At 54.9% G+C, this 26,533-nt stretch carries 21 protein-coding genes; 14 read left to right on the forward strand and 7 right to left on the reverse strand.

Annotated features, from left to right (window positions below):
* Positions 1 to 106: 106 nt before the first annotated feature.
* From lolA to serS, 3 genes are all read left to right on the forward strand, one after another.
* Positions 107 to 718, forward strand: coding sequence for an outer membrane lipoprotein chaperone LolA (gene lolA, locus ACTJJ1_RS02315; RefSeq protein WP_004942614.1), 612 nt, complete (start codon positions 107 to 109; stop codon positions 716 to 718).
* A 7-nt stretch (positions 719 to 725) separates the two neighbouring features.
* Positions 726 to 2,069 (forward strand): replication-associated recombination protein A, encoded by a 1,344-nt coding sequence (locus tag ACTJJ1_RS02320; protein ID WP_013812283.1) that lies wholly within the window; start codon positions 726 to 728, stop codon positions 2,067 to 2,069.
* Positions 2,070 to 2,178: 109 nt separating this feature from the next.
* The gene (gene serS, locus ACTJJ1_RS02325; protein ID WP_004942617.1) at positions 2,179 to 3,471 is read left to right on the forward strand and encodes a serine--tRNA ligase; all 1,293 of its coding nucleotides are present in this window, start codon (positions 2,179 to 2,181) and stop codon (positions 3,469 to 3,471) included.
* 60 nt (positions 3,472 to 3,531) lie between these two features.
* Here serS and ACTJJ1_RS02330 read toward each other — a convergent pair whose 3' ends face one another.
* The 3 genes from ACTJJ1_RS02330 to ACTJJ1_RS02340 form a co-directional block, all read right to left on the reverse strand.
* Positions 3,532 to 4,143 (reverse strand): LysE family translocator, encoded by a 612-nt coding sequence (locus tag ACTJJ1_RS02330; protein ID WP_440832251.1) that lies wholly within the window; start codon positions 4,141 to 4,143, stop codon positions 3,532 to 3,534.
* Positions 4,144 to 4,241: 98 nt separating this feature from the next.
* Positions 4,242 to 5,033 carry an AraC family transcriptional regulator gene (locus ACTJJ1_RS02335; protein WP_004942621.1) on the reverse strand — a complete coding sequence of 264 codons (792 nt, stop codon included), beginning with the start codon at positions 5,031 to 5,033 and terminating at the stop codon, positions 4,242 to 4,244.
* A 39-nt stretch (positions 5,034 to 5,072) separates the two neighbouring features.
* Positions 5,073 to 5,441 carry a DUF1801 domain-containing protein gene (locus ACTJJ1_RS02340; protein ID WP_004942622.1) on the reverse strand — a complete coding sequence of 123 codons (369 nt, stop codon included), beginning with the start codon at positions 5,439 to 5,441 and terminating at the stop codon, positions 5,073 to 5,075.
* Between the two features lie 177 nt (positions 5,442 to 5,618).
* On the opposite strand from ACTJJ1_RS02340, the gene ACTJJ1_RS02345 reads away from it, so the two are divergent.
* Complete coding sequence (locus ACTJJ1_RS02345; RefSeq protein WP_004942623.1) at positions 5,619 to 6,764, forward strand: MFS transporter; 1,146 nt, start codon at positions 5,619 to 5,621, stop codon at positions 6,762 to 6,764.
* A 49-nt stretch (positions 6,765 to 6,813) separates the two neighbouring features.
* Here the strand turns inward: ACTJJ1_RS02345 and pflA are convergent, their stop codons facing one another.
* The 4 genes from pflA to ycaO form a co-directional block, all read right to left on the reverse strand.
* On the reverse strand, positions 6,814 to 7,554 hold the full coding sequence (gene pflA, locus ACTJJ1_RS02350) for a pyruvate formate lyase 1-activating protein (RefSeq protein WP_004942624.1): 741 nt from the start codon (positions 7,552 to 7,554) through the stop codon (positions 6,814 to 6,816).
* Positions 7,555 to 7,858: 304 nt separating this feature from the next.
* A complete protein-coding gene (gene pflB / locus ACTJJ1_RS02355) occupies positions 7,859 to 10,141 on the reverse strand; it encodes a formate C-acetyltransferase (RefSeq protein WP_020453766.1) in 2,283 nt (760 codons plus the stop codon).
* A 54-nt stretch (positions 10,142 to 10,195) separates the two neighbouring features.
* Positions 10,196 to 11,056, reverse strand: coding sequence for a formate transporter FocA (gene focA, locus ACTJJ1_RS02360; RefSeq protein WP_020438794.1), 861 nt, complete (start codon positions 11,054 to 11,056; stop codon positions 10,196 to 10,198).
* A gap of 499 nt (positions 11,057 to 11,555) precedes the next feature.
* Positions 11,556 to 13,319 (reverse strand): 30S ribosomal protein S12 methylthiotransferase accessory factor YcaO, encoded by a 1,764-nt coding sequence (ycaO, locus tag ACTJJ1_RS02365; RefSeq protein WP_409443420.1) that lies wholly within the window; start codon positions 13,317 to 13,319, stop codon positions 11,556 to 11,558.
* Positions 13,320 to 13,467: 148 nt separating this feature from the next.
* Between ycaO and ansB the strand changes: the two genes are divergently transcribed.
* The 10 genes from ansB (at position 13,468) to lpxK (ending at position 26,532) form a co-directional block, all read left to right on the forward strand.
* A complete protein-coding gene (ansB, locus tag ACTJJ1_RS02370; RefSeq protein WP_004942633.1) occupies positions 13,468 to 14,514 on the forward strand; it encodes an L-asparaginase 2 in 1,047 nt (348 codons plus the stop codon).
* 83 nt (positions 14,515 to 14,597) lie between these two features.
* Positions 14,598 to 15,290 (forward strand): DUF421 domain-containing protein, encoded by a 693-nt coding sequence (locus ACTJJ1_RS02375; RefSeq protein WP_440832256.1) that lies wholly within the window; start codon positions 14,598 to 14,600, stop codon positions 15,288 to 15,290.
* Positions 15,291 to 15,538: 248 nt separating this feature from the next.
* Positions 15,539 to 16,624, forward strand: coding sequence for a 3-phosphoserine/phosphohydroxythreonine transaminase (gene serC, locus ACTJJ1_RS02380; RefSeq protein WP_004942642.1), 1,086 nt, complete (start codon positions 15,539 to 15,541; stop codon positions 16,622 to 16,624).
* Between the two features lie 114 nt (positions 16,625 to 16,738).
* Positions 16,739 to 18,025, forward strand: a complete 1,287-nt coding sequence (gene aroA, locus ACTJJ1_RS02385) for a 3-phosphoshikimate 1-carboxyvinyltransferase (protein ID WP_073439481.1) — start codon at positions 16,739 to 16,741, stop codon at positions 18,023 to 18,025.
* Positions 18,026 to 18,300: 275 nt separating this feature from the next.
* Positions 18,301 to 18,990 carry a (d)CMP kinase gene (cmk, locus tag ACTJJ1_RS02390; protein ID WP_004942647.1) on the forward strand — a complete coding sequence of 230 codons (690 nt, stop codon included), beginning with the start codon at positions 18,301 to 18,303 and terminating at the stop codon, positions 18,988 to 18,990.
* Between the two features lie 181 nt (positions 18,991 to 19,171).
* The gene (gene rpsA / locus ACTJJ1_RS02395) at positions 19,172 to 20,845 is read left to right on the forward strand and encodes a 30S ribosomal protein S1 (protein WP_004942650.1); all 1,674 of its coding nucleotides are present in this window, start codon (positions 19,172 to 19,174) and stop codon (positions 20,843 to 20,845) included.
* A 62-nt stretch (positions 20,846 to 20,907) separates the two neighbouring features.
* A complete protein-coding gene (gene ihfB / locus ACTJJ1_RS02400) occupies positions 20,908 to 21,192 on the forward strand; it encodes an integration host factor subunit beta (RefSeq protein ID WP_004942652.1) in 285 nt (94 codons plus the stop codon).
* Positions 21,193 to 21,446: 254 nt separating this feature from the next.
* The gene (locus tag ACTJJ1_RS02405; RefSeq protein ID WP_004942654.1) at positions 21,447 to 23,768 is read left to right on the forward strand and encodes a ComEC family protein; all 2,322 of its coding nucleotides are present in this window, start codon (positions 21,447 to 21,449) and stop codon (positions 23,766 to 23,768) included.
* A gap of 35 nt (positions 23,769 to 23,803) precedes the next feature.
* Positions 23,804 to 25,552: a lipid A ABC transporter ATP-binding protein/permease MsbA gene (msbA, locus tag ACTJJ1_RS02410; protein WP_006324560.1), complete on the forward strand. Its 1,749-nt coding sequence runs from the start codon at positions 23,804 to 23,806 to the stop codon at positions 25,550 to 25,552.
* Positions 25,552 to 26,532, forward strand: a complete 981-nt coding sequence (gene lpxK / locus ACTJJ1_RS02415; protein ID WP_006324561.1) for a tetraacyldisaccharide 4'-kinase — start codon at positions 25,552 to 25,554, stop codon at positions 26,530 to 26,532. Before msbA ends, lpxK begins: the two co-directional genes overlap by 1 nt.
* Position 26,533 lies beyond the last annotated feature (1 nt).

The raw sequence follows: 26,533 nt of genomic DNA on the forward strand, positions 1-26,533 counted from the left end.
CTATCTGCCGGCTTGTGGCTTCGGGTAAAGTAACGTTGGTTAAGGGTTAATTTGACCCGCACGGCACCGCCTTGCGGTTAACGCATTTCATAAGGTATCTGGAATAATGAAAAAACTGTTGGTTGCCTGCTGTCTGCTTTCGGGATTCGCTTCCACCTCTGTGCTGGCCGACGCCGCACAGGATCTGCAAAGTCGTCTGGCGAAAGTGAACAGTTTCCACGCCAGTTTCTCCCAGACCGTGACCAGCAGCGACGGCGCTGCGGTACAGCAGGGCGAAGGCGAATTGTGGGTAAAACGCCCGAATCTGTTTAACTGGCACATGACCTCACCTGACGAGAGCGTGCTGGTATCGGATGGCCAAACCCTGTGGTTTTATAACCCGTTTGTCGAGCAGGTCACTGCCACCTGGCTGAAAAATGCCACCGGCAACACGCCGTTTATGCTGATCACCCGCAACGATGCCAATGACTGGAAACAGTATAATGTGAAGCAGAAAGGCGACGATTTTGAGCTGACGCCAAAATCCAGCAGCGGTAACCTGAAACAGTTCGCCATTACTGTGACCAACAGCGGTACTATCCGCAGTTTTGCCGCAGTTGAGCAGGACGGCCAGCGCAGCTCTTACGCACTGAAAAGCCAGCAGAACACCACGGTTGACGCTGCCAAATTCAAATTTACCCCGCCGAAGGGGGTGACGCTGGACGACCAGCGCCAGTGAGGTCCGCGTGAGTAATATGTCGCTCGATTTTTCCCAGAATGAGTTCCAGCCGTTGGCCGCGCGGATGCGGCCAACTACGCTGGCGCAATATATCGGCCAGCAACACCTGCTGGCTGCCGGCAAGCCTTTGCCGCGTGCCATCGAGGCAGGGCAACTGCATTCGATGATTCTGTGGGGGCCGCCGGGCACCGGGAAAACGACGCTGGCAGAGCTGATCGGCCGTTACGGCCAGGCGGACGTCGAACGGATTTCCGCCGTTACGTCCGGCATCAAAGAGATCCGCGAGGCGATCGAGCGCGCACGTCAGAACCGTGACGCCGGTCGCCGCACTATTTTGTTTGTCGATGAGGTGCACCGCTTCAATAAAAGCCAGCAGGATGCTTTCCTGCCGCATATTGAAGATGGCACCATCACCTTTATCGGCGCGACGACCGAAAACCCGTCTTTTGAGCTCAATTCGGCGCTGCTTTCGCGCGCCCGGGTGTATTTGTTGAAAGCGCTGACCGCCGAAGATATCAGCCAGGTGCTGGATCAGGCGATGAAAGACAATAGCCGGGGGTTCGGCGGCCAGAATATCGAGCTGCCCGAAGAGACGCGCCGAATGCTGTCGGAGCTGGTGGGCGGCGATGCGCGCCGGGCGCTGAACAGCCTGGAGATGATGGCGGATATGGCGGAAATCGACGCCAAAGGCATCCGCGTTTTGACGCCGTCATTGTTAAAAGAGGTCTCCGGTGAACGCAGTGCGCGCTTCGACAATAAAGGCGATCGTTATTACGATTTGATCTCGGCGCTGCATAAATCGGTGCGCGGTTCGGCACCGGATGCCGCGCTGTACTGGTATGCGCGCATTATTACCGCCGGTGGCGATCCGCTGTATGTGGCGCGTCGCCTGTTGGCGATTGCGTCCGAGGATGTCGGCAATGCCGATCCGCGCGGCATGCAGGTGGCGATTGCGGCCTGGGATTGCTTTACCCGCGTCGGCCCGGCGGAGGGCGAACGGGCAATTGCCCAGGCCATCGTCTATCTGGCCTGCGCGCCGAAAAGCAACGCCGTGTACACCGCTTTCAAAGCGGCGATGCGCGACGCCCGAGAGATGGCTGATTACGATGTACCGGAGCACCTGCGCAATGCGCCGACCAAGCTGATGAAGGAAATGGGCTTGGGCGCGGAGTATCGCTACGCGCATGACGAGCCCAATGCTTATGCCGCCGGTGAGGACTATTTCCCACCTGAAATGGCCAAGACCCGTTACTACCATCCGACCGCTCGCGGACTGGAAGGCAAAATCGGTGAAAAGCTGGCATGGCTGGCTGAGCAGGATCAAAATAGCCCGACAAAACGCTACCGCTAGCGTTGCCGTTGCGGTAAGGTTACCGGGTATCACTCTTTCTTTATGCGGCTTATATTCAGCCGTATAAAACGACAAATTTTCTTTCAATAACAATAAGCACAGGATTAGCATGCTCGATCCCAATCTGCTGCGTAATGAGCTAGACGCAGTCGCCGTCAAACTGGCTCGCCGAGGCTTTAAACTCGATCTGGATCTGCTGCGTTCGCAAGAAGAGCGCCGCAAAGTTCTGCAGGTAGAATCCGAAACGCTGCAGGCAGAACGTAACTCCCGATCGAAATCCATCGGCGCGGCTAAAGCACGCGGGGAAGACATTGAGCCGCTGCGTCGTGAAGTGAACGAACTGGGTGATAAGCTGGATGTTGCCAAGGCCGCCTTGGATTCCTTGCAGACCGAAATCCGCGATTACGCCCTGACGTTGCCGAACCTGCCTGACGATGCCGTACCGAACGGCAAAGATGACAGCGAGAACCAGGAAGTGTGCCGCTGGGGCGAACCGCGCCAGTACGATTTCCAGGTACGCGATCACGTTGATCTGGGCGAAATGGCCGGTGGGCTGGATTTCGCCGCAGCGGTAAAATTGACGGGTTCGCGCTTTGTGGTGATGAAAGGGCAGATCGCCCGTATGCACCGCGCGCTGTCGCAATTCATGCTGGATCTGCATACGGAACAACACGGCTATCTGGAAGCCTACGTGCCGTACCTGGTCAACCACGCCACGTTGTATGGCACCGGTCAGTTGCCGAAGTTTGGCGATGATCTGTTCCATACCAAACCCTTGGAAGAAGAGTCAGACAGCAGCAACTATGCGCTGATCCCAACGGCGGAAGTGCCCTTGACCAACCTGGTGCGCGACGAGATCCTGGAAGAAGAGTCCCTGCCGCTGAAGATGACCGCGCACACGCCATGTTTCCGTGCGGAAGCCGGTTCGTATGGGCGTGACACCCGTGGTTTGATCCGCATGCACCAGTTCGACAAGGTCGAGATGGTACAGATCGTTCGCCCGGAAGATTCCATGGCGGCGCTTGAAGAACTGACCGGCCATGCGGAGAAAGTATTGCAACTGCTGAATCTGCCATACCGTAAAGTTTTGCTGTGTACCGGTGACATGGGCTTCGGCGCTTGCAAAACCTACGATCTGGAAGTGTGGTTGCCGGCTCAGGATACCTACCGTGAAATATCCTCATGTTCGAACATGTGGGATTTCCAGGCGCGCCGCATGCAGGCACGCTGCCGTAGCAAAACCGAGAAGAAGCCGCGTTTGGTGCACACGCTGAACGGTTCTGGTCTGGCTGTGGGTCGTACGCTGGTGGCCGTGCTGGAAAACTACCAGCAGGCCGATGGCCGCATTCAGGTGCCGGAAGTTCTGCGCCCTTACATGAATGGTCTGGAATATATCGGCTAGAAAAGCTAGTCGGCAAGAAAGCGCCTGCGGGCGCTTTTTTTATGTCTGAAAATCAGAGGGTCAGTGGCTGGTCAACGCCAATTTGATGGCGAGACCGATAAATGCCAGGGAAACCGACCAGCGTATCCAGTGCATCACGCGAGCATTCCCCAGAATACGATGCCGGACGCGTGCGGCAAAGGCGCCATAAAGAGAGAAAATCACGAACGTCATTACGGCGAATACCGCAGAAAGTATCAACATGGTACGGGCAGGGTGCGCATCTCCCACGGTGATAAACTGTGGAAGAAACGCCAGAAAGAAAATGGACAGTTTGGGGTTGAGCGCGTTGGCTACGACGGCATACCGCACCAGAGCGCCGTCTGTGGAAGGCGAATTGGCCTGAGACAGGGTCAGCGGCCCTTTTTCGCGCAGCGTTTCCCACCCCATAAACAACAAATAAACCACGCCAAGGTACTTCACCAGGTCAAAGGCCAGAGCGCTGGTTTGCAACAGTGCGGCCAATCCGGTCACCGCAGACAGCATATGGGGCAATACGCCCAGGGTGCAGCCCGCAGCCGCCACCAGGGCGCTGCGCGTACCCTGCTGCAGCCCGGTGGACAAGGTAATCAGCGCGCCGGTTCCCGGCGAGATAACGATCAGTAATGAGGTGAACAGGAAATCTGCATTCACGGGTAAAGCTCCTTTTGGCGATAATTGGCACCCAGTTTCAGGTGAAGGAGCCATACAGTCTTGAACGAAATTGCAGCCCGCCTTTGCAGCGGCAACGTTCAGGCGGATTGCCGGGAGAAAGAGCCGGGAGTGTACCCAAAGCTCCTGACGAACAGGCGTGTCATGTGGCTTTGATCGGCGAAGCCGCAGGCATCGGCCACCTCCGCCAGCCCGTCACCGGCGAGAATAAGCCGGCGCGCCAGCAACAGGCGGCGTTGCAGCAGGTAAGCATGTGGCGTCAGACCGGTGCGGCGTTTGAACCCGCGTAAGAGTTGGTATTGGCTCAGGCCGGCTTCGGTGGCCAACTCGGCCAACGTCAGCGGGCTGCCTGGCTCGTCGTCAATCATTTCCCGTGCGCGGACAATGCCATCTTGAGGGAAGGCTAAAGGGGGATGCGGGATCTCAGCCAGGGCTGCGGCGATAACCAGCAAAGCCTCTTCGGCGGCCAGCGCATCGCTTTGCGTTACGGCGCAGAACAGCCGGTTAAAGCAGGCGGCCAGATGATGATTGCTGAAAACCGGCTGGCTGAATTCCCCGGAGGTAAATCTCCCCTCGCTGATATCCGCGAAACATTGATTGAGCCGTTCCGGGTGGCAGTAGATCATGCGCCAGGCTCTGGCACCGGCGAGGGGAGAGCCGTCATGCACTTCTCCGGGGTTCACGGTGATGATGTCCCCTGCGGATGATTCAACGCGGCCTCTGCCACTTAGCGATTTCTGGGCGCCGCGATCCATCAGGCCAATGCCAAACTGGTCGTGAGTATGGCGGCCAAAGGAAAAATCCGTGTCCGCCGTTACCATTTCCATACCATGGAGGCGGCTGGGGACGATCTGAATGGCACGCTTTTTCATCGTCTTATCCTTAGGGTGCGCTGCGGATGCACGCCGGTTTTAGCGTGGAGGCTCAAGCTCATAGGCCAGTCTGGCGTAATCTGCCAGATGTTTTGCCTCTACATCGGCAACCGAATAAAGCTTGATATGCCGGCGATACTTACCCCCGCCCTCCAGCATCCGGTGGCGGTCTTCGAGCAGATAGCCCCGGCCAAACTCAACCGTCACATGGCCGCTGTAGGCGAACACGCCGCAGAAAAACGCCGTATGGGCAAACATGATGCCGCCGTATTTTACCGATTCACTGACGCCGCCACCGGTTGCCGTAACCACCTGGCGAACACGTTGCACTACGTCCAGAAGTTCACCATGGGTGCTGCCTATATCCGCCAGCAATGTGCCGACAGCATTATCGATAGTCTGTTTCATTATGCCTCTGCGGGAGCGAATTTCTTCTGCCGTCAGCATAGCCCTTTTTGCTGCGCGTTGCCCCTGCTGCCGGGAGTGAAACAAATTGTGCGGTGCATAGATAAGAGCGGATTGACTTTTTTATCGCCAGTGGCATGATGCGCGCACTCTCATCGCTCGTTCGGTTTCAATTTCACTATGTCCGCATATTCCCGCCCAGTGCTCCTGCTGCTCTGTGGCCTGTTATTGCTCACGGTTTCTATTGCCGTATTGAATACGTTAGTCCCTCTTTGGTTGACTCACGCTCAATTGTCAACCGGTCAGGTGGGTATGGTGAGCTCTTCTTACTTTACCGGCAACCTGGTAGGCACGCTGATAGCGGGCAAACTGATCAAACGCATCGGCTTTACCCGCAGCTATCATCTTGCCTGCGTGGTGTTTGCCGTCGCGACGGCCGGTATGGCGCTGTCGCTCGATTTTTGGAGCTGGATGGGTTGGCGTTTCTTTGCCGGCATTGGCTGCGCCTGGATTTGGGTGATCGTTGAAAGCGCCTTACTGCGCAGCGGTAACCTGTCCAACCGCGGGCAACTGTTGGCGGCCTATATGATGGTTTACTATCTTGGCACCGTGATTGGTCAACTGCTGTTGAGCCTGGTATCGACCGAATTGCTGAACGTGGTGCCGTGGGTGGTCACCATCATCATCTGCGCCATGCTGCCCATGCTGTTTGCTCGGGTTAACAGCCAGCATGACGAACCGCAGCAGGCAGCGGTATGGCCAATGCTGAAACGCCGCAGCGCACGGCTGGGCATCAATGGTTGCATTATCTCCGGTATTGTACTCGGTTCACTGTATGGCTTGATGCCGCTGTATTTATCCCATCAGGGTATGAGCGACGCCAACGTCGGTTACTGGATGGCGCTGCTGGTCAGTTCCGGTATTGTCGGGCAGTGGCCGGTAGGGCGCCTGGCCGATCGTTATGGCCGTCTGTTGGTGCTGCGCATTCAGGTGTTTGTGGTGATCCTCGCCAGTGTGGCGATGCTCGGCAACTATGCTATGGCGCCGGCGCTGTTTATTCTCGGCTGCGCCGGTTTCACGCTGTACCCGGTGGCGATGTCCTGGGCCTGCGAGAAAGCGCTGCCGCATGAGTTGGTGGCGATGAATCAGGCGTTGCTGATGAGCTACACAATCGGCAGCCTGCTTGGCCCGTCAATGACGGCGTTGTTGATGCAGAATTATTCCGACCGCCTGCTGTTTGTGATGATTGCTGCCGTTGCGCTGGTGTACCTGATGATGTTGCTGAAAAAGCCAAACCATCACCAGACTCCGCTGGCTGCTGCCTGAGATCAAAAAAACCGGCCATTGCGCCGGTTTTTTTATCTCGACAAAAAGATCAATAAATCACTTTATGGCCGTAGCTTTCCAGAATGCCTTTGACGCGGTCCATCGTGTCCGCTTTTGGTGGATGGACGCCGTCCAGCTTGTACTCTTCCCCCATCGCCACCCATTTGTGCTTGCCGAGTTCGTGATAGGGCAGCAGCTCGATTTTCTCGATGTTGGTCATGTCCTTGGTGAACTCACCCAGCATGTGCGTTGACTTGTCATCGTCGGACCAGCCGGGCACCACCACATAACGGATCCAGGTGCGCTGGTTGCGTTTCGCCAGATAGCGGGCGAAGTCCAGCGTGCGGTGGTTGGAGACGCCGACCAGGTTCTGATGAATGTCGTCGTTCATCTGTTTCAGATCCAGCATCACCAGATCGGTGGCGTCCAGCAACTCGTCGATCACCGGATCGTAACGACGCACAAAACCGTTGGTATCCAGGCAGGTATTGATACCTTCCTGCTGGCACGCACGGAACCAGTCACGGACAAATTCGGCCTGCAAGATGGCTTCGCCGCCGGAGGCCGTCACGCCGCCGCCGGAAGCGTTCATAAAGTGCCGATAAGCGACGGTGTCTTTCATCAGCTCTTCTACGGTCACTTCTTTGCCGCCATGGGTGTCCCAGGTGTCGCGGTTATGGCAATACAGGCAGCGCATCAGGCAACCCTGGAAGAAAACGATAAAGCGGATCCCGGGACCGTCAACGGTGCCACAGGATTCGAAGGAGTGAATGCGACCTTTCACTGACATTGCAGGGGGTTCTCCAATATTGACTGTCAAACGCAGTCTAAAAGTAGGCTCATAACCGCCGGCCAGGGATCAGCGATGCAGCTACCGGGTAGGCCCGGAGACTGGGGTGGAACGATTCCTGCTGGCCGGTTATTGCGCCGGATAACTGTTTTGCCGGATATCCATCAATTTCATTCAGTATAGCTATCTGGCAAAACAGACTCGTGATGAGTCAGGGAAACCGCGTTTGTTAAAAGGGCCGGAAAGATCCGGCCCCGGTATTCAGCTTAACCACCGGGCGGGAAACCCCGCCCGGATGGGGCAATTACATCGACTGGGTGAAAGTACGGGTAATCACGTCTTGCTGTTGTTCTTTGGTCAGCGAGTTGAAACGTACGGCATAACCGGATACGCGGATAGTCAACTGAGGGTATTTCTCAGGGTTTTCCATCGCTTCCAGCAGCATTTCACGGTTCATCACGTTGACGTTCAGGTGCTGGCCGCCTTCGATGGAGGCTTCGTGATGGAAGTAACCGTCCATCAGGCCCGCCAGGTTGGCTTTACGCACGTCGTCATCTTTACCCAGAGCGTTTGGCACGATGGAGAAGGTGTAGGAGATCCCGTCCTTCGCGTAAGCAAACGGCAGTTTGGCTACGGAGGTCAGAGAGGCTACAGCGCCTTTCTGGTCGCGGCCGTGCATTGGGTTGGCACCAGGACCGAATGGAGCGCCTGCGCGGCGACCATCTGGAGTGTTACCGGTTTTCTTGCCGTAGACCACGTTAGAAGTGATGGTCAGTACGGACTGGGTCGGTACCGCATTACGGTAGGTACGCAGTTTCTGAATTTTCTTCATGAAACGTTCTACCAGGTCACAGGCGATGTCATCAACGCGGGCATCGTTGTTACCGAACTGCGGGTATTCACCTTCGATTTTGAAGTCTGTCGCCAGGCCGTCTTCGTCACGGATGGTGGAGACTTTGGCGTACTTGATGGCAGACAGGGAGTCGGCCGCTACCGACAGACCGGCGATGCCGCAGGCCATGGTGCGGTAAACGTCACGGTCATGCAGGGCCATCAGCGCAGCTTCATAGCTGTACTTGTCGTGCATGTAGTGAATGATGTTCAGTGCGGTCACGTACTGTTTGGCCAGCCAGTCCATAAAGTGGTCCATGCGTTCCATGACTTTGTCATAGTCCAGCACGTCGTCCATCATTGGCGCTTCTTTTGGGCCTACCTGGATTTTCAGTTTTTCATCAACGCCGCCGTTGATGGCGTACAACATGGTTTTCGCCAGGTTGGCGCGGGCGCCGAAGAACTGCATTTGTTTGCCGACGATCATCGGGCTGACGCAACAGGCGATGGCGTAGTCATCGTTGTTGAAGTCAGGGCGCATCAGGTCGTCGTTTTCGTACTGTACGGATGAGGTGTCGATAGACACTTTCGCCGCGTATTTTTTGAAGTTCAACGGCAGCTTTTCAGACCACAGGATGGTCATGTTCGGCTCCGGAGACGGCCCCATGGTGTACAGGGTGTTCAGGAAACGGAAGCTGTTTTTGGTGACCAGCGTACGGCCGTCAACGCCCATACCCGCCAGGGATTCAGTTGCCCAGATTGGGTCGCCGGAGAACAGCTCATCATACTCAGGGGTACGCAGGAAGCGCACCATACGCAGTTTCATTACCAGGTGGTCAATCAGTTCCTGCGCTTGCTCTTCGCTCAGCTTGCCCGCTTTGATATCGCGTTCGATGAACACGTCAAGGAAGGTGGACACGCGGCCGAAGGACATTGCCGCGCCGTTCTGGGATTTCACCGCGGCCAGGTAGCCGAAGTAGGTCCACTGCACGGCTTCTTGCGCGGTAGTCGCTGGGCCGGAGATGTCGCAGCCGTATTTGGCGGCCATTTCTTTGATCTGGGCCAGTGCGCGGTGTTGTTCAGCGATTTCTTCACGCAGCTGAATGGTCATTTCCAGATCTTCGCCGTTTTCCAGCTTGCTCTGCAATGACTTGAACTGGTTCAGCTTGTCGGCCATCAGGAAGTCGATGCCGTACAGCGCAACGCGACGGTAGTCACCGATGATGCGGCCACGGCCGTAGGCATCCGGCAGACCGGTCAGCACGCCGGATTTGCGGCAGTTCAGGATGTCTTTGGTGTAAACGTCGAATACACCCTGGTTGTGGGTCTTGCGGTAGTCGGTGAAGACTTTTTTCAGCTGAGGATCCAGTTCGCGGCCATAAACCTTGCAAGAACCTTCAACCATTTTGATGCCGCCGAATGGGATCAGCGCGCGTTTCAGTGGTGCGTCGGTCTGCAAGCCAACGATGGTTTCCAGTTCTTTGGCAATGTAGCCTGCGTCATGGGAAGTGATGGTAGCGACAACGTTGGTGTCGAAATCAACTGGCGCATGGGTGCGGTTCTCCAGTTTGATCCCTTCCATAACCTTGTCCCACAGGGTGGAGGTGGCCTGAGTTGCGCCAGCCAGGAAGGATTCATCACCCTCGTAAGGAGTGTAGTTTTTCTGGATGAAGTCACGAACGTTGACTTCATTCTGCCAGTCACCTTTGCTGAAACCTTCCCAAGCTTTGGCTAACTTCTCGTTAAGTTCGGTCATTATACACCTACCTTTAATTGTGGATTTCTAACTCGGCGCACGGTCACTAACAGCTTAATGCTGTTGTTCACCACCACGCAGATAAATTACCCAGTAAGTCAACCCAACCAGCAGGCCGCCGCCAATGATATTGCCAATGGTGACTGGGATCAGATTGTCGATGATGAAGTTGCTTACGGTCAGATGAGCAAACTGCTCGGGTGTTGCCCCTACGGCTTGCCAGAACTCTGGCGTGGCGAAGTGTTTAACCACGATACCCATAGGGATCATAAACATATTGGCGATGCTGTGTTCGAAACCGCTGGCGACGAACATGCCGACCGGCAGGATCATGGCGAACATTTTGTCCATCAGGCTGCGGCCGGAATAACTCATCCACACTGCCAGGCAAACCATCAGGTTAGCCAGAATGCCGAGGCAGACCGCCTCAACAAAAGTGTGGTGCAGCTTGTGGTCAGCGGTTTGCAGGACGTTCAGGCCCCATTGGCCGTTGGCCACCATGTGTTCACCGGAAAACCAGATGAGTGCCACAAATAACAGGGCGCCAATCAGGTTACCGATATAGACGTTCAACCAGTTGGCTGCCAGTTGGGACCAACTGATACGGCCGCTGGCCTTGGCAATCACAATCAGCACGGTTGAGGTGAACAGGTCTGCACCTGAGACCACGACCAGCATTAACCCCAGAGAGAAACAGATGCCGCCGACCAGTTTTGCCAGGCCGAAGGGCACACCGGCAGTGCCGGTAGTCGCAGTGATATAAAATACGAACGCGATGGAAATAAAGACGCCGGCAGTGATCGCCAAATAAAAAGTTTTCAGCGGGTGCTTGGTGGCTTTATACACACCTGCATCTTCAGCGATTTTCGCCGTTGCCGCAGGTAATATCAGATCGAAGGGGTTGTCAGCTTTCACACTAACTCTCTCTCTTAAGGGTTAAAACAACGCAATGAGATACTAGCAAAGCAGTATAGGGTAAAAATTGATTTGGATCATAAGGCGAGGAACTAGAGGGGGCAAAAACCAGATAAATAGCAGGGTTAATTTAGTTAATTGTTTGATTTTAAAATGAAAACTATTTTTTAATGTTTGCAAATAATTTTGAATTGGCGGGATGAATACCCTTAATAAAGGTTAAATATTTATGTGTATTGTCTATTTTTGACGGCTAAATTTGACTTATCGGTTAATTATTATTTCACCAACCTGCAACAATTAACGTTTTGTTTGTCTTGTTTGTTGATAAGTGCGTAATTAGCCGGAAAAAATAAAAGAAGAAAAGAGGGATTTAACCGTCAAAATAAGATCTGGCTATTTTCTTTGCTGCGTTTACGAATGCGATGTACAGCGAACTCCGAACTCCCTCTTTAGGAGTGGCGCCGGCAGGCAAGCTGCCGACGCATTAAGACTGCGGTTATGCCTGTGCCCAGTGGCGGCGCTTGGCGTTTTGCAGTTTTTCGTAGGCCGCCAGCAGCGCCTGATGCGCCGGTAACGCTTTCAGATCGCTGTCGACAGCGAACAAGCCGTTAAAGCGCTCTTCGCCGCTGATGGCCGCAGAAGCGGCGTCGACCGCTTCCTGACCGTACATTTTCACGAAGGCGCCGTAGTACTGCGCCGGATCGCGATCCGGCTCCTGCGTCAGCAGCAGCAGGGTTTGCAGGCAGCGGTAGTAGTTGCTGCGTGCCGGGCTCAATACCGATCCGTTAAAGTCCTGAGTCCATTCCGTCCAGATCAGAGCCTGTTCCATATCGCCGCCCGCGAGTGCCAGCATGGATTTCAGCTCGCCCACGCGCAGGGTGTGCCAGGCGTTGTCTTTACCGGAGGCAATGCCCAACAACTCGCGCACGCGGGTGAAATCGTCCAGCCCTTCGTCATCCAGTCGCTCAATCAGCGCCAGATATTCTTGTGGCTCCCATTCGCTGCCCGGCAGTGCCAGCAGGGTATCACGCAGGTGCGCGCCCATGCTGTTATTGGCCAGCAACAGATCTTCCGCCGGGTAGATGTCGGACATGCCAGGTACGATGATACGGCAGGCGTAAACGTCCAGGTGCTCGTAGTCGGCGATGTACACTTCGGCGTCTTCTTTGTCGAAAATGCTCATCAGCGTGGCGAATTCTTCCTGCGTGCTGCCGCTGAAACTCCAGTCGACAAACGGGTAATCCGCATCCTGCTTGAACATGTCCCAGGAGATCAAACCGCTGGAATCGATAAAGTGGGTTTCCAGATTGGTGTGTTCGGCCACTTCTTCGTCATCGAAGGTTGGCGCGGTGAACACGTCCAGATCCTTCAGACTACGGCCCTGCAGCAGTTCAGTCACGGTACGCTCAAGCGCCACGCCGAAGTCGGGATGAGCGCCGAACGAGGCGAAACAGGTGCCGTTGGCCGGGTTGAACAGCACTACGCAGATTACCGGGTAGTTACCGCCCAATGAGGCGTCATAGGACAGGATCGGGAAGCCTTCCTGTTCCAGGCGGGCAATGGCTTCCACCACGCCTGGATAACGGTTCAGCACTTCGCTCGGGATCTCCGGCAGGCTGATGGATTCGGCGATAATGCGGTTTTTCACATAACGCTCGAATACTTCGGAAAGGCCCTGCACGCGAGCTTCGTTCGCGGTGTTACCGGCGGACATGCCGTTGGACACATACAGGTTGCCGATGATGTTCATCGGAATATAGACCGTCTGCTGGTCTGACTGACGGGAGAACGGCAGGGCGCAGATGCCGCGATCGCCGTTGCCGGATTGCAGATCGATCAGATCGCCGGCGGTCAGTTCTTGCTCTGGATCGTAGAACGCATGCAGGCGTTCGTCGAGGATGCCTTCCGGCAGCGAATCGTCGGCCGGGATCGGGAACCATTTCTCATTCGGATAATGCACGAAATCGCCTTCGGCAATTTGTTTACCCAGATAGAAATCGGCAAAGAAATAGTTGGTGGAAAGGCGCTCGAAGTATTCGCCCAAAGCGGAAGCCAGCGCGGCTTTTTGGCTGGCGCCTTTACCGTTGGTGAAGCACAGCGGGCAATCGCGATCGCGGATGTGAACCGACCATACGTGCGGCACCGGGTTCAGCCAGGAGGCTTCTTCGATATTAAAACCCAGATCGCTTAATTTCTGTTGGAAACGGGCGATGGAGTCTTCCAACGCGGCGTCTTTGCCAGGGATAAAAGTTTGCGTCATTGTCTTCACTTTTTGAGCGTACTAAAAACGCGCAATGATACGGGGTTTTACGCCCAAGCTCCATGTATTCCTAAAGCGACGGCAAAGTCACAGTTTTTTTAAGGATAAGGGCCATAATTCAGCGGGTTATCTATCAAGGAGAAACCTAATGAAATCAGTGAAACTCAGCGTTGTGGCACTATTCCTGGCGGGCGTAAGCGGTTCTGCGCTGGCATTGCCTTCCATCACTCTGTTGGCGACCGGCGGCACCATTGCCGGCGGCGGCGAATCGGCGACAAAATCCAACTATACGGCGGGCAAACTGGGCGTCGATGCGCTGGTGAATGCGGTACCGGAGCTGAAAAACGTCGCCAATGTGCAGGGTGAGCAGGTAGTGAACATCGGTTCGCAAGACATGAACGATGAGGTGTGGCTGAAACTGGTGAAGAAAATCAACGCTGACTGCGGCAAAACGGACGGTTTTGTGATCACCCACGGCACCGACACGCTGGAAGAAACCGCTTATTTTCTCGATCTGACCGTCAAATGCGACAAGCCGGTAGTGATCGTCGGAGCGATGCGCCCGGCGACGGCGATGAGTGCCGACGGCCCGTTCAATCTGTATAACGCCGTGGTGACGGCGGCGGATCCGCAATCGGCCAAACGCGGGGTGCTGGTGGCGATGAACGACAGCGTGCTGGATGCGCGCGACGTGACCAAAACCAATACCACCTCGGTGCAGACCTTCCAGTCGCCCAATTTCGGTCCGCTCGGTTATATCCATAACGGCAAGGTAGACTATCAGCGCTCACCGCAGCGCAAGCATACTACCGACACCCCCTTTGACGTATCCAGCCTGACCGAGCTGCCCAAAGTCGGCATTGTCTATAACTATGCCAACGCTTCTGATGCGCCGGCCAAGGCGCTGATTGCCGAAGGTTATCAGGGTATTGTCAGCGCCGGGGTCGGTAACGGCAACCTTTATAAAACGGTGTTTGATACGCTGGCGACCGCCGCACATAACGGCGTGGCGGTAGTGCGTTCTTCCAGAGTGCCGACCGGTTCCACCACGGAAGATGCGGAAGTGGATGACGCCAAATTCGGCTTTGTCGCCGCCGGTACGCTGAACCCGCAAAAAGCGCGGATCCTGCTGCAGTTGGCGCTGACTCAGACCAAAGACACCAAACAAATCCAACAGATGTTCAATCAGTATTGAGTAGCGATCTATGGGGGGCTCCGCTCCCCGTTTTTTATAGCCGGGCTATGCTGTAGGCAATCATTTTACCGAGGATCGATCTTATGCATGCCTTTGACCTCCAGCGGATGGCATTGGATGAAACTACCCCGGCATTTTTGGCTGAGGTTGCGGCACGGTGCTTGTTCACTTTTGTACTGGTGTTTATTTTTCTCAAAATGACCGGCCGCCGCGGCGTTCGGCAGATGTCATTGTTTGAGGTGCTGATCATTTTGACGCTCGGTTCGGCTGCGGGGGACGTGGCGTTTTACCACGATGTCCCTTTGTTGCCGGTGCTGGCGGTTTTTATTTCCATCATGGTGTTGTATCGGCTTGCTACCTGGTTGATGGACCGTTTTGAAACGCTCCAGACCTGGATGGAAGGCAAACCGCTGATTTTGGTAAGCCATGGCATTTTCGATTGGGATACGCTGCAACGGGAGAACATCACCCATGACGAGTTCTTTATGGAGTTACGACTGGTTGGGGTGGAACATTTCGGCCAGGTACGTCTGGCTATCCTTGAGGTAAACGGTGCCATTTCGGTCTATTTTTATGCGGATGACGAGGTGCGCCCCGGTTTGCCCGTTTTGCCGGGGCAGTGTGTCAAGAGTCTGCCGCAGGCCGAAGCCGCAGGGGATTATGCCTGTAGCACCTGCAGCCTGATAGCGCCCCTGGCGGATTCGCAGCAACATATTTGCCCGCGTTGCGGCAACGGTCGGTGGATTGCGGCCTTGTCCCATAGCCGGGTTAGCTGAATACAGCATAAAACACCGCGTTAACCCACTGAATTCCCCGATGGCGCAGCGTTTTATCGCACAAAAAAACGCAGTGGCGACAGAGCCTGTTATTCCGTGCTGCGGCAGTTTGCTGCCTGCGGGTGAATAAGCATTGCAGCAGCGTTACGTGAGTGATAAAACCGATGCGTTGGTTAACTCGACAGTTAACTTTGGGCGTATTTCGGTTGGCCAGTCTCATTGGCGAATAGTGAATGTGGTGAGGGGAAATGACTCAGGTTTATAATTTTAGCTCTGGCCCGGCAATGCTGCCGGTTGAAGTGTTGCGTCGTGCGGAACAGGAACTGTGCAACTGGCACGGTCTCGGCACCTCGGTGATGGAAATCAGCCATCGCAGTAAAGAGTTTATCGAAGTTGCCCAGCAATCCGAACAGGATCTGCGCGATCTGCTGAAGATCCCCTCCAACTACAAAGTGCTGTTCTGCCATGGCGGCGCTCGTGCACAGTTTGCCGCATTGCCGCTGAACCTGCTGGGTGATAAAACCACTGCGGACTATATCGATGGCGGCTACTGGGCGCACAGCGCCATCAAGGAAGCCGAGAAATACTGCACGCCAAATACCATTGATGTGAAAACCACCGTTGACGGCCTGCTCGGTATCAAACCGATGAAAGAGTGGCAGTTGAACGACGATGCGGCTTATGTGCACTACTGCCCAAATGAAACCATCGACGGCATCGCTATCGATGAGACGCCGGACTTTGGCGACAAAGTGGTGATCGGCGATTACTCCTCCACCATTTTGTCCGGCCCGCTGGATGTCAGCCGCTTTGGCGTGATTTACGCCGGCGCGCAGAAAAACATTGGGCCGGCAGGCCTGACGTTGGTGATCGTACGTGACGATCTGCTGGGTAAAGCTCGCCGCGAAGTGCCGTCGATTCTCGATTATACCGTGCTGGCCGAGAACGATTCCATGTTCAATACGCCGCCGACCTTCGCCTGGTATCTGTCCGGCCTGGTGTTCAAGTGGCTGAAAGAACAAGGTGGCCTGGTGGAGATGCACAAGCGCAATCAGGCCAAGGCCGAATTGCTGTACGCAACCATCGATAATTCTGATTTCTACCGCAGCCGCGTAGCTCACGCCAATCGGTCCTGGATGAACGTGCCGTTCCAGTTGGCTGACTCGGCGCTGGACAAAGTGTTCCTCAGCGAAGCGGAAGCCATCGGCCTGCAGGCGCTGAAAGGTCACCGGGTGGTTGGCGGCATGCGTGCTTCTATTTACAATGCCATGCCGTTGGCCGGCGTGCGGACATTAACCGACTTTATGATCGACTTCGAACGTCGTCACGGTTAAGCCTCGCTGCCTGCTTTGCGCGGGCAGCTTTCGCTGTTGTCCTTTTGCATTAAAGCGGCTCCGGCATTTTCCCGGGGCCGTTTCGTTTATCAGATTTTGGAGAGTTTTGTTCACATGGTGGATTCCCTGACGTTACAACCGGTCGCCCTGGTCAATGGCACCGTCAACTTACCCGGCTCCAAGAGCGTGTCCAACCGTGCTCTGCTGCTGGCTGCGCTGGCGGAGGGAACGACCACGTTGACCAACCTGCTGGACAGCGACGACGTGCGCCATATGCTGAATGCGCTGCAGGCGTTGGGCGTGAGTTATCAACTGTCCGACGATCGCACCACTTGTATCGTTGAGGGCGTTGCCGGCCCGCTGGTGGCCAGCGAGCCGCTTGAACTGTTCCTCGGCAATGCCGGTACCGCGATGCGCCCATTGGCGGCGGCGTTGTGTCTGGGTAGCGGCGATGTGGTGTTGACCGGTGAACCGCGCATGAAAGAGCGGCCTATCGGCCATTTGGTGGATGCTCTGCGCCAGGGCGGCGCGCAAATTGATTACCTGGAACAGACCGACTATCCGCCATTGCGCCTGCGCGGCGGTTTTCACGGTGGCGACGTGACCGTCGACGGCAGCGTTTCCAGCCAGTTCCTGACCGCGTTGCTGATGACTGCGCCACTGGCTGAGCAGGACACGAATATCCATATCAAGGGCGAACTGGTTTCTAAACCTTACATTGATATCACGTTGCATCTGATGCGTACCTTCGGCGTTGAAGTCAGCCACGACAACTACCGCGTGTTCAATATTCAAGGCCGCCAAACCTACCGCTCCCCAGGGGATTACCTGGTAGAAGGCGATGCATCCTCCGCTTCTTATTTTCTGGCGGCGGCGGCGATTAAAGGCGGCACCGTACGCGTGACCGGCATCGGCAAGAAAAGCGTTCAGGGCGACACCAAATTTGCCGACGTGCTGGAGAAAATGGGCGCGCGCATTACCTGGGGCGATGACTTTATCGAATGCAGCCGCGGTGAGTTGCGCGGCATCGATATGGATATGAACCATATTCCGGACGCGGCGATGACCATTGCCACCGCAGCCCTGTTTGCCGAAGGGCCGACCACCATCCGCAATATCTATAATTGGCGGGTGAAAGAGACCGATCGCCTGGCCGCCATGGCGACTGAATTGCGCAAAGTAGGCGCTGAAGTGGATGAAGGTGAGGACTATATTCACGTGGTGCCGCCGGTGAAGCTGAAGTTTGCCGATATCGGTACCTACAACGATCACCGTATGGCGATGTGCTTCTCGCTGGTGGCGCTGTCGGATACCCCGGTGACCATCCTCGATCCGAAATGCACCGCCAAAACTTTCCCGGACTATTTTGAGCAGTTGGCGCGCATCAGCCAATTGGCGTAACCGGTAGTCAGATGATTTCTTTTAAGGCCCTTAATCGGGCCTTTGTCGTTTTTAATGCCTGGTCGCCGAGGCTTCTTCTATACTTTTCTGCGGTTATGCGCTTATTTTCAACAACCAGACAGTTCCAGGGTAACAGTTCGTCTCTGGGCAGCGTATAATACGCCACCGTATCTGCCTCGATTGGGCAGACGGCAGGGGCGTTCGTAATTATGCTTTCGCGTTGTGCTGACGGCAGGTTGCGTCCCTGTGAGGTTTTCTACCTGAAGGAGAGAGAAATGACGGCTACAGCCCCGGTGATAACCGTTGATGGACCAAGTGGCGCAGGCAAAGGCACTCTGTGTAAAGCGTTGGCCGAATCCCTTGGTTGGCGTTTGCTGGATTCCGGCGCGATTTACCGCGTGCTGGCGTTGGCGGCACTGCATCATCAGGTCGATATCACCTCTGAGGAGGCGCTGGTTCCGCTGGCCGCACATCTCGACGTCCGCTTTGTTGCCCAAGAAGGCAAACTGCAGGTCATTTTGGAAGGTGAGGATGTCAGTAATGAGATCCGCACTGAAACCGTCGGTAATACCGCCTCGCAGGCAGCGGCTTTTCCGCGTGTGCGCGAAGCTTTGCTGCGCCGCCAGCGCGCGTTCCGCGAAGCTCCCGGTTTGATTGCCGATGGCCGCGATATGGGTACGGTGGTGTTCCCCGATGCACCGGTAAAGATTTTCCTGGATGCCAGTTCAGAGGAGCGTGCGCACCGCCGCATGCTACAGTTGCAGGAAAAGGGCTTTAATGTTAACTTTGAACGTCTTTTAGCCGAGATAAAGGAACGGGATGACCGTGACCGCAATCGGCCTATCGCGCCACTGGTGCCGGCTTCCGACGCCCTCGTGCTGGATTCTACCAGCATGTCGATCGACGAAGTCATCCAGCGTGCGCTGACTTATGCACATGAAGTGTTAGCGTTGCCGCAGCAATAAACTGCAGCGACGTTATTGCTTTTTGTCATATTTGTCATAGCGGTATCGAACTATATCGGGTAAAATTTTACCCCTGTAACCTAAACCCTGTCGGCATGGAGCCAATGGCGGGGTATGTGAAACAACCCCATTCGGCGGGATGCTAAATGGACGTTAAACTATAGAACCCTGAAGATTAAACATGACTGAATCTTTCGCTCAACTCTTTGAAGAATCCCTGAAAACAATCGAAACCCGTCCGGGTTCCATCGTTCGTGGCGTTGTAGTTGCTATCGACAAAGACGTAGTACTGGTTGACGCCGGTCTGAAATCTGAGTCTGCCATCCCGGCTGAGCAATTCAAAAACGCACAGGGCGAGCTGGAAATCCAGGTAGGCGACGAAGTTGACGTTGCGCTGGACGCTGTTGAAGATGGCTTCGGTGAAACTCTGCTGTCCCGTGAGAAAGCTAAGCGTCACGAAGCTTGGATCACGCTGGAAAAAGCTTACGAAGAAGCTGAAACTGTCGTCGGTGTTATCAACGGCAAAGTTAAGGGTGGCTTCACTGTAGAGCTGAATGGTATTCGTGCGTTCCTGCCAGGTTCCCTGGTTGACGTGCGTCCAGTACGCGACACTCTGCACCTGGAAGGCAAAGAGCTTGAGTTCAAAGTCATCAAGCTGGACCAGAAACGCAACAACGTTGTAGTTTCTCGCCGTGCGGTTATCGAATCCGAAAACAGCGCAGAACGCGATCAACTGCTGGAAAACCTGCAGGAAGGCATGGAAGTTAAAGGTATCGTTAAGAACCTCACTGACTACGGTGCATTCGTTGATCTGGGCGGCGTAGACGGCCTGCTGCACATCACTGATATGGCTTGGAAACGCGTTAAGCATCCAAGCGAAATCGTCAACGTTGGCGACGAAATCACTGTTAAAGTGCTGAAGTTCGACCGCGAGCGTACTCGTGTTTCCCTGGGCCTGAAACAACTGGGCGAAGATCCATGGGTTGCTATCGCGAAACGTTACCCAGAAGGCACCAAGCTGACTGGTCGTGTAACCAACCTGACTGATTACGGCTGCTTCGTAGAAATCGAAGAAGGCGTTGAAGGTCTGGTACACGTTTCTGAAATGGATTGGACCAACAAAAACATCCATCCGTCCAAAGTTGTTAACGTGGGCGATGTAGTGGAAGTTATGGTTCTGGACATCGATGAAGAACGTCGTCGTATTTCTCTGGGCCTGAAGCAGTGCAAATCTAACCCATGGCAGCTGTTTGCAGAAACCCACAACAAGGGCGACCGCGTTGAAGGTAAAATCAAGTCTATCACTGACTTCGGTATCTTCATCGGCCTGGACGGCGGCATCGACGGCCTGGTTCACCTGTCTGACATCTCCTGGAACGTTGCAGGCGAAGAAGCAGTGCGTGAATACAAGAAAGGCGACGAAATCGCAGCGGTTGTTCTGCAAGTTGACGCAGAGCGCGAGCGTATCTCCCTGGGCGTGAAGCAACTGGCTGAAGACCCGTTCAATAACTACCTGTCTATGAACAAGAAAGGTACTATTGTTACTGGTAAAGTCACTGCAGTTGACGCCAAAGGTGCTACAGTTGAATTAGCAGGCGGCGTAGAAGGTTACCTGCGTGCATCTGAAGCCTCTCGCGACCGCATTGAAGATGCAACTCTGGTTCTGAATGTAGGCGACGACGTTGAAGCTAAATTCACCGGCGTTGACCGTAAGAACCGTGTAGTAAGCCTGTCCGTACGTGCTAAGGACGAAGCTGACGAGAAAGATGCTATCGCTACTGTTAACAACAAACAGGAAGAAAGCAACTTCTCTAACGCAATGGCTGAAGCTTTCAAAGCGGCTAAAGGCGAGTAATGACGGGGGGCGGTTTCTGACCGCCCCGATACGGTAGTTTAGCTGCAAAGCTTGGAGGACTCATGACCAAGTCTGAACTTATTGAAAGACTTGCTGGCCAGCAATCTCATGTACCGGCGAAAGCCGTTGAGGATGCAGTGAAAGAGATGTTAGAACACATGGCTGCAACGTTAGCCGATGGTGAACGCATCGAGATCCGCGGATTCGGCAGTTTTTCTCTTCACTACCGTGCTCCGCGCGTTGGTCGCAACCCGAAAACCGGTGATAAAGTTGAGTTGGACGGCAAGTACGTTCCTCACTTCAAACCAGGTAAAGAGTTGCGTGACCGCGCCAATATCTATGGTTAATCACTGATTATTCATAGAGTTGTTGCTTGTAAAAAATATAAACGGTGCCTCAGGGCGCCGTTTTTTTTTGCCTGTCGTTCAACGGTTTTCTGATTTCTTAAGCCTCCCGTACTGACCTTATTTTGCGCGCTACACCGCATCCCCGTGCCAATAAATGAAACCTGCATCGTTAACCTGCAGCCTGTGCCGCGAGCTGTCGCATTGCAGCTGGCGGCTGCCTGAGTATGGGGGAACAATCCTGTCCATGGGGTGTGATGTGCAACAGTTGCACGTCCTTCTATCGGACGGGAGAAAGGTCGATCAAAACTTCGCTGGATCTGGCGGTTATCGCCGTTGTCTGCGGCATTCTGCCGTTACTGGTGCTACCGCAATTACCCGATGCGTTAACAACTTTGTTGGTTGTTTTACCCGCTAGCTTGATGCTGCGTTTCCGTTGGGCGGGCTGTCAATTTATTGGTTGGGGAGCATTGGGATTTCTGTGGGCGACCTTCAATGCCGGTAATCTGGTGGCGCAAGTCGAACAACTGAGCCGCGGACCAGAGGTGACCGCTGTAGTACAAGTTGCCGGTGTTACTTTGGTACCCGCTGCGAGCAAACAAACGCTGATGCGTATCGAACAGGTTAACGGGCGCTGGCTAACGCCATCAATTGCCTTTACCACCGTTTGGCGGCCGGAAGAGCCGCAACTCTGTGCCGGGCAGCGTTGGGAACTCCGGCTGCGTCTGAGAGCGGTGCACGGAAAACTGAACGAGGGGGGCTTCGATAGCCAGCGTTGGGCGATGGCGCAACGTCAGCCACTGACTGCACAGGTGAAGCGTGCCAGGCTGTTGGAGGGGAGTTGCAACTGGCGGCAGCGTATTATCAGCCACGCCGAGAGCAACATGGGTGACCTGCGATATAAATCGGTATTGCTGGCTTTAGCGTTTGGCGAAAGAACTTCGCTGGACCCTGAGTTACGCACTCTGATGCTGAAAACCGGCATTGCGCATCTGATGGCGATTTCAGGCCTGCATGTGGCTATGGCAGCCATATTGATTTGGCTGGCGCTACGGGCGGTTCAGTTCTTGTTGCCTGCACACCTGATCGGCTACCGCTTCCCATTGTTAGCCAGTTGGTTTGGTACCTTGGCGTATGTCTGGTTGGCTGGCGCACAACCCCCGGCTGTGCGTACTGCCTTGGCGTTGACGCTGTGGATGTTGCTGCGCCTACGCGGTATTCACTGCACTTCCTGGCAGGTATGGCTGTGGTGCGTGGGGTTAATTCTGGTCTGCGATCCGTTGGCGGTACTGTCAGACAGTTTCTGGTTATCGGTACTGGCGGTGGCCTGCCTGATCTTTTGGTTCGAATGGATGCCGTTAAGTGCACGTTTCCGCTCTGCCTGGTACTGGGCACCGGTGCGTTGGCTGCACATTCAGTTTGGTATCACGTTGCTGCTGGTGCCGATGCAGGCCGCTTTGTTTCTCGGCCTGACGTTGACCTCTATGCCGGCGAATCTGTGGGCAGTACCTGTGGTTTCTCTGGTGACGGTTCCTTTGATTTTGATCGCGGTTATTTGTGGCGCCTTACCGTTATTGAGCGGCGGATTCTGGTGGCTGGCCGATTTGACACTGCTATGGGTGTTTACGCCGCTGCATTATTTGCAGCGTGGATGGGTCGATCTGGGCGCCGCCTCGCTGTTGGTCAGCGCAGCGGGTTGGTTGCTGGTTATCTACTGGCGTTTTCACTGGTGGTTATGCTATCCGGCAGGCTTGGCCGCTGTGGCGATATGTTGCGTGCTGTGGCGGGAAAAAGAACCCCCATATCGTTGGCGGGTCGACATGCTGGACGTCGGGCATGGCCTGGCGGTAGTGATCGAAAGAAACGGAAAGGGGATACTGTTCGATACCGGTGATCGCTGGGCGACAGGCAGTGCTGCGGAACGTCATATTTTGCCAATGCTAAACTGGCGGGGTATCGATCTGGAGCAAATTATCATCAGCCACGATCACCTTGATCATACCGGGGGCCTGGAAGAGGTAAGGCAAGCATTTCCACAGGCCAGAGTACGTAGCCCAATACTTGATCCGCTTCATTTACCCTGCGTGGCCGGCGAAAGCTGGCAGTGGCAATCGCTGCAATTTCAGGTGTTATGGCCGCCGAAAGCGCTAAAGCGGCCGGTCAATGACGATTCTTGCGTGATCCGCGTTGATGATGGCCAATATAGCCTGTTACTGACCGGCGACGTGGAAAAGCAAGCGGAAGCGCAGTTGCTCAGATTACAACGCGATCGGCTGGCATCCACAGTGCTTCAGGTTCCACATCACGGCAGCAGGACGTCCTCGACGCCGCCGTTTCTGCGTGCGGTAGCGCCGGAGGCGGCTTTGGCGTCCGCATCTCGTTACAACAAATGGCGATTACCTGCCGTTAAAGTTATCGCCAGATATCTGGCAAATGGCATCATATGGCGCGATACTTCGCGGTCAGGTCAGATATCCGTGCTTTTTTTCGACAACGATTGGCAAATTAAAGGCTTTCGTGAACAATTAATGCCCCGTTGGTACCATCAGCGGTTTGGCGTAGAGGGTGATAATGAGTAAAATAGGCCGCTATTTCTTCCGATGCTGGTATTTGCATGATGAATGATAAAGATCTCTCCACTTGGCAGACTTTCCGTCGCCTCTGGCCGATGATCACTCCTTTTAAGACCGGGTTGATTGTGGCCGCCATTGCGTTAGTGCTTAACGCGGCCAGCGATGCCTTTATGTTGTCCTTGCTTAAACCTTTATTGGATGACGGTTTTGGGAAAACCGAGAGTAGCATTTTGCTTTGGATGCCGTTGGCCGTCATTGGTTTGATGGTGGTACGTGGCCTGACGGGCTTCGTTTCCAGCTATTGTATCTCATGGGTGTCCGGTATGGTGGTGATGCATATGCGCCGCCGGCTGTTTGGCCATATGATGAGAATGCCGGTATCCTTCTTCGATCAGCAGTCAACCGGCACGCTGTTGTCGCGTATCACCTATGACTCTGAGCAAGTGGCCTCATCCTCTTCCAGCGCATTGGTCACCGTGGTGCGTGAAGGCGCGTCGATAATTGCGTTGTTCAGCATGATGTTCTACTACAGCTGGCAGTTATCGGTGATCCTGATTGTGCTGGCACCGATCGTGTCTATCGCAATTCGCATTGTTTCCAAACGCTTCCGTAGTATCAGTAAAAGCATGCAGAACACCATGGGGCAGGTTACCACCAGTGCCGAGCAGATGCTGAAAGGTCACAAGGAAGTGCTGATTTTTGGCGGCCAGCAGGTGGAAACCGAGCGCTTCAACTCGGTCAGCAACCGCATGCGCCAACAGGGCATGAAGCTGGTTTCAGCATCTTCAATCTCTGACCCGATTATTCAGTTGATTGCTTCGTTAGCGCTGGCGTTTGTACTGTACGCTGCGAGTTTCCCTAGTGTGATGGCAACTCTGACCGCCGGTACCATCACTGTGGTGTTCTCGTCGATGATCGCCTTAATGCGCCCACTGAAATCGCTGACCAACGTCAATGCCCAGTTCCAGCGCGGGATGGCTGCTTGCCAAACGTTGTTCTCGATTTTGGATATGGAGCAGGAAAAAGATACCGGCACCCGCGAAGTGGCGCGTGCTAAAGGCGATATCGAATTCCGTAACGTGACTTTCTATTACCCAGGGAAAGAAACGCCGGCACTGCGTGATATCAATCTGAGCATTTCAGAAGGCAGAACCGTAGCATTGGTGGGCCGTTCGGGATCGGGCAAATCGACTATTGCCAACCTGCTGACCCGTTTCTATGACGTTCAGGAAGGCGAAATCCTGATGGACGGGCATGACCTGCGCGAGTATACCTTGGCGTCATTGCGCGATCAGGTCGCTCTGGTATCGCAAAACGTGCATTTGTTTAACGACACCATCGCTAACAATATCGCTTACGCTCGTGAAGAGCGTTACAGCCGGGAAGAAATCGAGAAGGCTGCGCGAATGGCTTATGCCATGGATTTCATTGAGAAAATGGAGAATGGTCTGGATACGGTGATTGGCGAGAACGGCGTGATGTTGTCCGGTGGCCAGCGTCAGCGTATCGCTATCGCGCGCGCACTGCTGCGCGATTGCCCGATTCTGATCCTTGATGAAGCAACTTCAGCGCTGGATACGGAATCAGAACGCGCCATTCAGGCCGCGCTGGACGAACTGCAGAAAAACCGTACCTCGCTGGTGATCGCGCACCGCTTGTCGACCATTGAAAAGGCCGATGAAATCCTGGTGGTGGAAGATGGACGCATCGTTGAACGCGGTGAGCATGCGGCGCTAATCGAACGGCGTGGGGTCTACGCACAGCTTCACCGCATGCAGTTCGGCCAATAATGATCGAGCGCATTTGGTCGGGCAGTTCATTGGTCTACCTGCTGTTGTTGCCCTTGTCCTGGCTGTACGGTCTGGTCAGCGGTTTGATTCGGCTGAGTTATCGCTGTGGCCTGCGTAAAAGCTGGCGTGCACCTGTGCCGGTGGTGGTGGTGGGAAACCTTACCGCCGGCGGCAACGGTAAAACACCAACGGTGATCTGGCTGGTGGAGCAATTGCAACAGCGCGGATACCGGGTGGGTGTGGTATCACGCGGTTATGGTGGCAAAGCGGCATCTTATCCGTTGGTATTGGATGAACACACTACGACCCAGCAGGCGGGCGATGAGCCGGTATTGATTTATCAACGCACCGGTGCGCCTGTAGCCATTTCGCCAAAGCGTGCGGAAGCGGTGCAGGCACTGCTGCACCAGCAGAAACTCGATGTTGTCATCACAGATGACGGTTTGCAGCATTACGCGTTGCAACGTGATTTTGAACTGGTGGTGATCGACGGCGTGCGCCGTTTTGGCAATGGCTGGTGGTTACCGGCGGGGCCGATGCGTGAACGCGCGTCGCGCCTGAACAGCGTGAATGCGCGGATTGCCAACGGCGGCGTGGCTCAGGCGGGTGAAATCGCCATGCGGTTGCAAGCGCGTGAGGCGGTCAATATCGCCAGCGGCGCGCGTCGGCCGGCGGCTGAGTTGCCGCACGTGGTGGCAATGGCCGGGATTGGTCATCCGCCGCGCTTTTTCGCCACGTTGGAAAAGCTTGGCGTGGATGTCGAGAAAGAAGTCGCGTTCGCCGATCATCAGGAGTACCAACAGGCTCAACTGGCGGCGTTGGCGTCATCTGAGCAAACGCTGCTGATGACTGAAAAAGATGCGGTCAAATGCCGCATTTTTGCCCAGCCCAATTGGTGGTATTTACCGGTAGATGCGGTTCTTCCCCCCGATCAGGCTGAGTCGTTGCTGCAAAGTATCGAAGCGCTGCTGACGAAATAAC

This window comes from Serratia sp. 22264, assembly GCF_052045345.1.
Classification (GTDB): Bacteria; Pseudomonadota; Gammaproteobacteria; order Enterobacterales; family Enterobacteriaceae; genus Serratia; species Serratia plymuthica.

Bases quoted from the DNA above. Each gene is read 5' to 3' on its own strand.
- lolA (WP_004942614.1), top strand. From the start codon at position 107: ATGAAAAAACTGTTGGTTGCCTGCTGTCTGCTTTCGGGATTCGCTTCC.
- serS (WP_004942617.1), top strand. From the start codon at position 2,179: ATGCTCGATCCCAATCTGCTGCGTAATGAGCTAGACGCAGTCGCCGTC.
- ACTJJ1_RS02335 (WP_004942621.1), bottom strand. From the start codon at position 5,033: ATGAAAAAGCGTGCCATTCAGATCGTCCCCAGCCGCCTCCATGGTATG.
- ACTJJ1_RS02340 (WP_004942622.1), bottom strand. From the start codon at position 5,441: ATGAAACAGACTATCGATAATGCTGTCGGCACATTGCTGGCGGATATA.
- ACTJJ1_RS02345 (WP_004942623.1), top strand. From the start codon at position 5,619: ATGTCCGCATATTCCCGCCCAGTGCTCCTGCTGCTCTGTGGCCTGTTA.
- pflA (WP_004942624.1), bottom strand. From the start codon at position 7,554: ATGTCAGTGAAAGGTCGCATTCACTCCTTCGAATCCTGTGGCACCGTT.
- pflB (WP_020453766.1), bottom strand. From the start codon at position 10,141: ATGACCGAACTTAACGAGAAGTTAGCCAAAGCTTGGGAAGGTTTCAGC.
- ycaO (WP_409443420.1), bottom strand. From the start codon at position 13,319: ATGACGCAAACTTTTATCCCTGGCAAAGACGCCGCGTTGGAAGACTCC.
- ansB (WP_004942633.1), top strand. From the start codon at position 13,468: ATGAAATCAGTGAAACTCAGCGTTGTGGCACTATTCCTGGCGGGCGTA.
- ACTJJ1_RS02375 (WP_440832256.1), top strand. From the start codon at position 14,598: ATGCATGCCTTTGACCTCCAGCGGATGGCATTGGATGAAACTACCCCG.
- serC (WP_004942642.1), top strand. From the start codon at position 15,539: ATGACTCAGGTTTATAATTTTAGCTCTGGCCCGGCAATGCTGCCGGTT.
- aroA (WP_073439481.1), top strand. From the start codon at position 16,739: ATGGTGGATTCCCTGACGTTACAACCGGTCGCCCTGGTCAATGGCACC.
- cmk (WP_004942647.1), top strand. From the start codon at position 18,301: ATGACGGCTACAGCCCCGGTGATAACCGTTGATGGACCAAGTGGCGCA.
- rpsA (WP_004942650.1), top strand. From the start codon at position 19,172: ATGACTGAATCTTTCGCTCAACTCTTTGAAGAATCCCTGAAAACAATC.
- ihfB (WP_004942652.1), top strand. From the start codon at position 20,908: ATGACCAAGTCTGAACTTATTGAAAGACTTGCTGGCCAGCAATCTCAT.
- ACTJJ1_RS02405 (WP_004942654.1), top strand. From the start codon at position 21,447: ATGTGCAACAGTTGCACGTCCTTCTATCGGACGGGAGAAAGGTCGATC.
- msbA (WP_006324560.1), top strand. From the start codon at position 23,804: ATGATGAATGATAAAGATCTCTCCACTTGGCAGACTTTCCGTCGCCTC.
- lpxK (WP_006324561.1), top strand. From the start codon at position 25,552: ATGATCGAGCGCATTTGGTCGGGCAGTTCATTGGTCTACCTGCTGTTG.